Below are 8,287 nucleotides of genomic sequence, written 5' to 3' on the forward strand. Positions count from 1 at the left end.
CGTGGTGTACGTCGACAACGACTCGCTGGTCTGGTGCACCCGCGATCGGGTTCAAGTTCGACTGCCAGAACGGGCCGACGAACGACTCTCCGAACAACACCGGTCTCAGGCAGCTGCCCAAGCCCGTTCCCGCGTGGATCCGCTGCAGCGGCTGCGACAACCCCGACATGAACCCGCCGAGCGGCTGCTCGCAGTCGGAGTCCTACCCGCTGCCGATCCAGGTGATCTGCGAGCTGTTCGGCGTCCAAGACGCCGCGGCCCGCGCGGAGATGCGCCGCCGCACCGACTCGTTCTTCCACACCTCCGCCGGCCCGGAGGAGGTGGTGCATGCCTACACGCGGATGCAGGAGCTGCTGGGCGAGCTGGTCGCCGCCAAGCGGGAGACGCCCGGCGACGACCTGGGCGAAGTCGGACTCGGCGTAGGTCAGAACGACAGCGCCCAGTTCACGGCGTGATGGCGGCGATCCGGGTCCAGCCGCTCACGCCAGTTCGCCCGCGCGTACGCCACTGACATCGGACACGGACAAGGGGCTGCGGCACCCGCGCTCGGCTGCGCCACCGTGCCCCAACGCGCAGACCAGACCCCCACTGCCTTCGCAATGCTTGCGGTGTGCCGCGTGGGCGAGCGCTGGGGCGACAGCTCACCGGCTGTGCACGTGGCGCATTCCGCATGGCTCACGTGGCGCGCGTCGCTTCGGCGGCCGGGGGTGACGGACCGCTGCGTTGACGTGGGAGTGCCCGTGTCGAGCCGGGCCAGGTGAGCGCCGGGTGTTTGTCGACATCGCGAACACCTTGACGTGGCCTGCGGGGGGTACCGCCGCGCCGCTGGTGCCGCCGGGCCCTCGAGTGGGGTGTCGGGCCGCGGCATGCCGGCGCTGGGCGACGTCGAGGCCAGATCGGGCGGAGCGGCGGCGGGTGGCCTCCCGAAGGCTGTCGCGGATCGCGCGGCGCACAGGGGATGCGGCGTCACGGGCGCCGTGAGCCCGCTGCGTACGGTGCGTTGCAGGTCACAGACGGAGGGCCACGGCGCAATGGACCTTCGTCCCTGTCAGCAGGCATCCGGTCGGTGGTGCGCTGAATACCGTCCGCACAGGGACCGCGACGGTCCTGAGGCGGCGAATCGACAGAGGTAGCCCAGCGCGCCCCGAGGAAGACAGTGAACAGTCTCGATTTGTCCCGATGGCAGTTCGGGATCACTACCGTCTACCACTTCATCTTCGTGCCGCTGACCATCGGGCTGTCGGCCCTGGTCGCGGGCATGCAGACCGCCTGGTACCGGACGCGGAACCCCCAGTACCTGCGCATGACCAAGTTCTTCGGGAAGCTGTTCCTGATCAACTTCGCCATGGGCGTGGTCACGGGGATCGTCCAGGAGTTCCAGTTCGGGATGAACTGGTCGGACTACTCGCGGTTCGTCGGCGACGTGTTCGGCGCGCCGCTGGCCATGGAAGGGCTGCTGGCGTTCTTCCTGGAGTCCACGTTCCTCGGACTGTGGATCTTCGGCTGGGACCGGCTGCCGGCGCGGCTGCACCTGGCCGCCATCTGGCTCGCGTCGATCGGCACCATGATCTCGGCGTACTTCATCCTGGCGGCCAACTCCTGGATGCAGCACCCGGTCGGGTACCGGATCGACCCCGAGACCGGGCGGGCCGAGCTGACCAGCATCTGGGAGGTGCTGACGAACTCCACCACGCTGGTGACCTTCCCCCACGTGATCTTTGGAGCGTTCCTCACCGGCGGCATGTTCGTGGTCGGGGTGAGCGCCTGGCACCTGGCGCGGCGCCGCGACGTGCCGCTGTTCCGCAAGGCGCTGCGCGCGGGCCTGGTGTTCTCCCTGGTCGCCGCGATCGGCGTGACCGTGTCGGGCGACCTGCAGGCCCGCGTGATGACCGAGCAGCAGCCGATGAAGATGGCCGCCGCCGAGGCGCTGTACGAGACGTCCGCGCCCGCGTCCTTCTCGCTGTTCACCATCGGGTCGCTGGACGGCGGCGAGGAGCTGTGGAGCCTGCGCGTGCCGCACGTGCTGTCGTTCATGGCGACCGGCGATCCCGACGGCGCCGTCGAAGGCGTCAACGACGTTCAGCGGGCGTACGAGCAGCGCTACGGGCCCGGCAGCTACAAGCCGGTCATCCCGGTCGCCTACTGGACGTTCCGCCTGATGATCGGGTTCGGGTTCCTGGCCGGACTGCTGGCCGTGGCCGGGCTGTGGCTGACCCGGCGCGGGCGGCTGCCCGCGTCGCCGTGGTTCCACCGCGCGGCGCTGGCGGCGATCGCGCTGCCGTTCCTGGCCAACACCATGGGCTGGATCTTCACCGAGATGGGCCGCCAGCCGTGGGTGGTGATGGGCCTGATGTACACCCGCGAGGGCGTCTCGCCCGACGTGTCCACCGCCGAGGTCGTCGCGTCGCTGTCGGTCTTCACGGTGCTGTACGCGGTGCTGGCGGTGGTGGCCGGGGCGCTGATGGCCCGCCACGCCCGGAAGGGCCCGCCGCCTGAGGAGCACACGCCCGGCGCCGACGAGCCCATGCCCGCCTTCTCGTACTGACCCCGCGATCGGCATCCCCGGAGACCCGTCATGGAACTGACCACCGTCTGGTTCATCCTCATCGCGGTGTTGTGGACCGGCTACTTCGTCCTCGAAGGGTTCGACTTCGGCGTCGGGGTGCTGCTGCCGGTGCTGGCGCCGCGGCGCGGCGCCCACGACGGCGGCGCGCACACCGACGTCGACCGCCGCGTCATGATCAACAGCATCGGCCCGGTGTGGGACGGCAACGAGGTGTGGCTGCTGGTCGCCGGCGGCGCCACCTTCGCCGCCTTCCCCGAGTGGTACGCCACCCTGTTCAGCGGGTTCTACCTGCCGCTGCTGATCATCCTGGTCGCGCTGATCGTGCGCGGCGTCGCGTTCGAGTACCGCGGCAAGGGCCCGGCCGGTCCGCAGGGCGCCCGCTGGCGGCGCAACTGGGACCGCGCCATCTTCTGGGGTTCGCTCGTCCCCGCGTTCCTGTGGGGCGTGGCGTTCGCCAACATCGTCCGCGGCGTCCCGATCGACGCCGAGCACCACTACACCGGGAACCTGCTCACGCTGCTCAACCCGTACGCGCTGCTGGGCGGGCTGACCACGCTGGCGGTGTTCACCCTGCACGGCGCGGTGTTCCTGGCGCTCAAGACCGACGGTGAGGTGCGGTGGCGGGCCCGGGCGCTGCTGGCGCGGCTGGCCGCGCCGGTCGCGGTGCTCGCCGCCGCGTTCCTGGCCCTCACCCAGATCGAACACGGCGCGTCGGCGACCTGGGGCACCGCCGCGGTCGCGGCGGTGGCGCTGCTCGGCGGCATCGCGGCCGGGCTGCGCGGCCGCGAGGGCTGGGCGTTCACCGGCACGGCCGTGGCGATCGCCGCGACGGTCGCGACCCTGTTCGGGAACCTGTGGCCCGACGTCATGCCGTCCAGCACCGACGCCGCCTACAGCCTGACCGTCGACAACGCCGCGTCCTCGCCGTACACGCTCCAGGTCATGACCTGGGTGGCGGTCGCCTTCACCCCGGTGGTCCTGGCCTACCAGGCGTGGACGTACTGGGTGTTCCGGCGCCGCCTCACCAGGCAGTCCATCGCCCCCGAAGAACCGGCGCGGAGCTGAGGCGTCGGATGAAGCCGCTCGACCCGCGCCTGCTGCGCCACGCCCGGGCCGCCCGCGCCTTCCTCGCGGCCGCGGTGGCGTTCGGCCTGGTGACGACCGGGCTGGTGGTCGCCCAAGCCGTGCTGCTGGCCCGCATCCTGGCGGGCGCCTTCGACGGCCAGGGCGTCGCCGCCCTCACCTCCGCGTTCGCGCTCCTACTGGCGGTGGCGGCCGGACGCGCCCTGGCCGAGTACGGCGGAGAGGCGATGGCCCTGCGCGCGGCGGGCGCGGTCAAGTCGCGGCTGCGGCTGATGCTGGTGGAGCACGTGCTGCGCAGCGGCCCCGGCGCCGTCCGGCCCGGCGAGGCGGCGACGCTCGCCACCCGCGGGCTGGACGCCCTGGACCCCTACTTCGCCCGGTACCTGCCCCAGCTCGTGCTGGCCTGTCTGACGCCGACCGCGGTGCTCGCCGTGGTGGCCGGCGCCGACCTGCTGTCCGCGATCGTCATCGCGGCCACCGTGCCGCTCATCCCCGTCTTCATGATCCTCGTCGGCCTGCACACCAAGGCCCGCACCGAGCGGCAGTGGACGCTGCTGGAACGGCTCGGCGGCCACTTCCTCGACGTGGTGCAGGGCCTGCCGACGCTCAAGGTGTTCGGCCGGGCCCGGGCGCAGGCGGCGGTGATCCGCGAGGTGACCGCCGGGCACCGGCGGGCGACCCTGCGCACGCTGCGGGTGGCGTTCCTGTCGGCGCTGGTGCTGGAGCTGCTGTCCACGCTGGCGGTGGCGCTGGTCGCGGTCGAGGTCGGGTTGCGCCTGCTGGGCGGCGGGATGCCGTACGAGACGGCGCTGCTGGTCCTGCTGCTGGCGCCCGAGGCGTACCTGCCGCTGCGCAACGTGGGCGCGCAGTTCCACGCGAGCATGGAGGGCGTGACCGCCGCCGGACGCGTCTTCGAGGTGCTGGAGAGCGGCCCGTCCGAGCCGCCCGCGCGCCCCGTTGCCGCCCCCGGGATCGACGACGCGCGCGTCAGCCTGGACAGGGTGACGGTGCGGTATCCCGGACGGGACCGTCCGGCGCTGTCCGACGTCTCCCTCGAGGTGGAGCCGGGGGAGCGGCTCGTGGTCGTCGGGCCGAGCGGCGCCGGGAAGAGCACCCTGCTCGCCGTGCTCCTGCGCCTCGTCGAGCCCACGGAGGGACGTACCGGCTTCGGGCACGTGCCCGCCGAGCAGTGGCGCCGACGCGTCGCGTGGGTGCCGCAGGACCCCTACCTGTTCGCCGGGAGCGTGGCCGACAACATCCGGCTGGGCGACCCCGACGCCTCCGACGACGCCGTGCGCCGCGCCGCCCGGCTCGCCGGGGCCGACGAGTTCATCCGGCGCCTGCCCGACGGGTACGACACCCCGATCGGCGAGCGCGGCTCGCGGCTGTCGAGCGGGCAGCGGCAGCGCATCGCGCTCGCCCGCGCGTTCCTGCGGGACGCGCCGCTGCTGCTGCTCGACGAGCCCACCGCGCACCTGGACGGCGAGAGCGCCGCCGCCGTCCGCGCCGCGGTGGAACGCCTCATGGAGGGACGCACGGTGGTGCTCGTCACCCACGACCACAGTTGGACCCGGGGCGCCGACCGCGTCGCCGAGATCGACGGCGGACGGCTCACGGTCCACCGGCCGTTGGCGGTGGCGTCATGACCGCCATACCGCGAATCGCGCACCGGGCCCCGCTGCTGCGCCTGCTCGCGCTCGCCCGGCCGATGCGCGGCCGCCTGCTGGTCGCCGCCCTGGCGGGGGCCGCCACGACCGCGGCCGGGATCGCGCTGCTCGGCGTGTCCGGCTTCCTGATCGCCCGGGCGGCCGAGCACCCGAACGTCACCGCGCTGACCATCGCCGTCGTGGCGGTGCGCGCCCTGGGCGTCGGCCGGGGAGTGCTGCGCTACGCCGAACGGCTCATCTCCCACGACGTGGCGTTCCGGGTGATGGGCGACGTCCGCGTGCGCATCTACCGGGCGCTGGCCCGCATCGCCCCCGCCGGGCTGCGCGACCTGCGCTCGGGGGACCTGCTCACCCGACTGGTCGCCGACGTCGACACCACCCAGGACCTGTTCGTCCGCGGCGTCCTCCCGCCCGCGGCCGCCGCGCTGGCGGGCGGGGCGGCCGTCGGCGCCTGCGCGTTCCTGCTGGCCCCGGCGGCCGGCGCGCTGGCCGCCGGGCTGCTGGCCGCGGGAGCGGTCGTGCCGCTGTGCTCGGTCGTCATTGCCCGCCGCGCCGCCCAACGCGCCGCCGCCGCCCGCGGACGGCTCACCACCCTCGTCGTGGACGCCTTCTCCGGCGCCCCCGACCTCATCGCCTTCGGCGCCGCGGAACGCGCGCTCGCCTCCGTCGCCGCCGCCGACCGCGAGCTGACGCGGCAGACCCGGCGCAACGCGTTCGCGCTGGCGCTCGGCAGCGGACTGTGCACCGCCGTCACCGGCCTGACGGTATGGGCCGTGCTGCTGCTCGGCGTCGCGGCCGTCGAGGACGGCGACCTCGGCCGCGTTCCCCTGGCCGTGCTCGCCCTCACCGCACTGGCCGCCTTCGAGGCCGTCGCGCCGCTGCCCGCGGCGGCGGCACGGCTCGCCGAGACCGGCTCGTCCGCCCGCCGGATCACGGGGGTGCTCGACGCCCCCGACCCGGTGCGGGAGCCGTCCCGCCCGCTGCCGCCGCCCGACCGCCCGGTCACCGTGCGGCTGCGCGGCGTCCGCGCCCGGTACGGGCCGGACGAGCCCTGGGCGCTGGACGGCGTCGACCTCGACCTGGAGCCCGGCCGCCGCGTCGCGCTCGTCGGCCCCAGCGGCGCGGGCAAGAGCACCGTCGCGGCGCTGCTGCTGCGGTTCCTCGACGCGCAGGCCGGCACCATCACGTTGAACGGCCGCGACCTGACGGCGTACGCCGCGGACGACGTGCGCGCGGTGATCGGCGGATGCCCGCAAGACCCGCACGTCTTCGACAGCACCCTGAGAGAGAACCTGCGGCTGGCGCGTCCCGGCGCCGACGAGGCGGACCTCCGCGCGGCCGCCGACGCCGCCAGGCTGCTGCCGTGGATCGAGTCTCTCCCGCAAGGCTGGGACACCCCCGTCGGCGCGCACGGCGCCCGCGTCTCCGGCGGCGAACGCCAACGGCTCGCCCTCGCCCGCGCCCTGCTGGCCGACCCGGCGCTGCTCATCCTCGACGAGCCGACCGCCCACCTGGACCCGCCGACCCGCGTCGCCCTCACCACCGACCTGTTGCGGGCCACGCGCGGCCGGACCACCCTGCTGATCACCCACGACCTCGCCGGCCTCGACGCCGTGGACGAGATCGTCGTGCTCGACCGCGGACGCGTCGTGCAACGCGGCACGCACGCCGCCCTGCTGCGCCAGGACGGCCTCTATCGACGCCTATGGGCCGAGCAACACAACCCGTGGGAGGACCGGCCGGGGGAGGAACAGTCCGCCTCGCGGTCCTCCTGATGATCAGCTTCGCCGGTTCGTCCCCGTCGTCGAAAGCACGCCGGATACGAACCACCATCGCGGGCGGAGGCAACCTCATGGCGCGGACTGCCGCCGCCGCCCGTCGACACGCAGAACCCGCGCCTGCCCGGGCGCGAAAGCCGCAGCGCCAGGACCCGTCGACGGACCCGTGCGCGACCCGCGGCCGAGCCGACCTGCCGCACCGCGACGGCCTCCCCCGCGCCTCCGTGCTCAAGGTCCGGCGGGTCAGGCCTCCTCGGGGTTCTCCTGCTGGTCGGCGTCGCGCTCGTCGGCCGGCTCGTCCCCGTCATCGCGGACGCGCCGCGTGGCCTGGTGGACGCGCACGGCCAGGACCGCCCGCGCGAACCGCGCGGCCGTTTCGCCGTCCAGGACCTCGGGGACCTTCTCGATCTCGATCAGCCCGTCGGACCGGGCGAGGACCGCGCCCGCCTCCCCGGGGCCGCCGAGCGGGACGCCGCGGCCGTCGCCGAGGTTCTCGACCGCCGGCAGGTCCAGCGCCGAGCGCAGGGTGTCCTGCAGGGCCCGCACGGTGACGGAGTCGCGGTCGGCGCGCTCGGCCGCCGCGTCCGCCCGCCGCTCGGCGCGTTCGGCCCGCGCCAGCAGGTCGTCGGCGCGCGCGGCGGCCTCGTCCGCGAGCCGCTCGGCGCGTTCGATGCGCGCGGCCTGCTCGTCGGCGCGTTCGGCGGCGGCGTCCAGTTCGATGGTCAGCCGCTGGATCTCGCTCTGCGCCGCGGCCAGCTCGGCGCGCAGGTCCCGCTCGATCTTGGCGGCGGCCTCCAGCCGGGCGCGGGCGTCCTCCAGCTCGGCGCGCGCGTCCTCCAGCTCGGTCCGGGTGAGGGCCAGCGCGCTCTGCTCGGTGGCCAGCATCGTCGCCAGCTCGTCCCGTTCCTTCTCGGCCTGGGCCCGCGCCTGGCGTTCGGTGTTCCACGCCGCCTCGGCTCGCTTGCGCAGCCCTTCGGCGTGGGCGGCCTCGTTCGCGGCGGCCGCGCGGGCCTGCTGGGCGGCCCCGGCCTCCTTCCACGCGTTGGCCTCGCTGGTCTGCGCCGCCTTCACGCTCGCCTTGGCGGCGGCCATGCCCGAGCGCAGCTCCTCCAGCGCGTCGGCGGCCTCCCGGCGCGCCTCCTCGGCTCGCGCCTCGGCCCGCCGGGTCCGGTCGTCGGCGTCGGCGGCCGCGC

General features: G+C 74.5%; 5 protein-coding genes and 1 pseudogene. 5 read left to right on the plus strand and 1 reads right to left on the minus strand.

Annotation, left to right across the window (positions count from 1 at the left end; all coding sequences use genetic code 11):
- The 5 genes and pseudogenes from AR3_RS31890 to cydC form a co-directional block, all read left to right on the plus strand.
- Nucleotides 1–455, plus strand: a pseudogene (locus tag AR3_RS31890) (cytochrome P450); the annotation flags it as partial.
- A 701-nt stretch (nt 456–1,156) separates the two neighbouring features.
- Nucleotides 1,157–2,545: a cytochrome ubiquinol oxidase subunit I gene (locus AR3_RS27825; RefSeq protein ID WP_067918441.1), complete on the plus strand. Its 1,389-nt coding sequence runs from the start codon at nt 1,157–1,159 to the stop codon at nt 2,543–2,545.
- Between the two features lie 30 nt (nt 2,546–2,575).
- On the plus strand, nt 2,576–3,631 hold the full coding sequence (gene cydB, locus AR3_RS27830; protein ID WP_067918443.1) for a cytochrome d ubiquinol oxidase subunit II: 1,056 nt from the start codon (nt 2,576–2,578) through the stop codon (nt 3,629–3,631).
- Nucleotides 3,632–3,639: 8 nt separating this feature from the next.
- Nucleotides 3,640–5,295, plus strand: coding sequence for a thiol reductant ABC exporter subunit CydD (cydD, locus tag AR3_RS27835; protein WP_067918445.1), 1,656 nt, complete (start codon nt 3,640–3,642; stop codon nt 5,293–5,295).
- The gene (cydC, locus tag AR3_RS27840; protein ID WP_067918446.1) at nt 5,292–7,091 is read left to right on the plus strand and encodes a thiol reductant ABC exporter subunit CydC; all 1,800 of its coding nucleotides are present in this window, start codon (nt 5,292–5,294) and stop codon (nt 7,089–7,091) included. The genes cydD and cydC overlap by 4 nt, the downstream gene beginning before the upstream one ends.
- Nucleotides 7,092–7,337: 246 nt before the next feature.
- On the opposite strand, the gene AR3_RS31360 is transcribed toward cydC, so the two are convergent.
- Nucleotides 7,338–8,287 (minus strand): coiled-coil domain-containing protein (locus tag AR3_RS31360; RefSeq protein WP_390099611.1); only part of this gene is annotated, 950 nt, incomplete at its 5' end.

Source organism: Actinomadura rubrobrunea NBRC 15275, from assembly GCF_001552235.1.
Lineage (GTDB): Bacteria > Actinomycetota > Actinomycetes > Streptosporangiales > Streptosporangiaceae > Spirillospora > Spirillospora viridilutea.

Coding starts and splice junctions, on each gene's coding strand:
- cydB (WP_067918443.1), top strand. CDS start 2,576: ATGGAACTGACCACCGTCTGGTTCATCCTCATCGCGGTGTTGTGGACC.
- cydD (WP_067918445.1), top strand. CDS start 3,640: ATGAAGCCGCTCGACCCGCGCCTGCTGCGCCACGCCCGGGCCGCCCGC.
- cydC (WP_067918446.1), top strand. CDS start 5,292: ATGACCGCCATACCGCGAATCGCGCACCGGGCCCCGCTGCTGCGCCTG.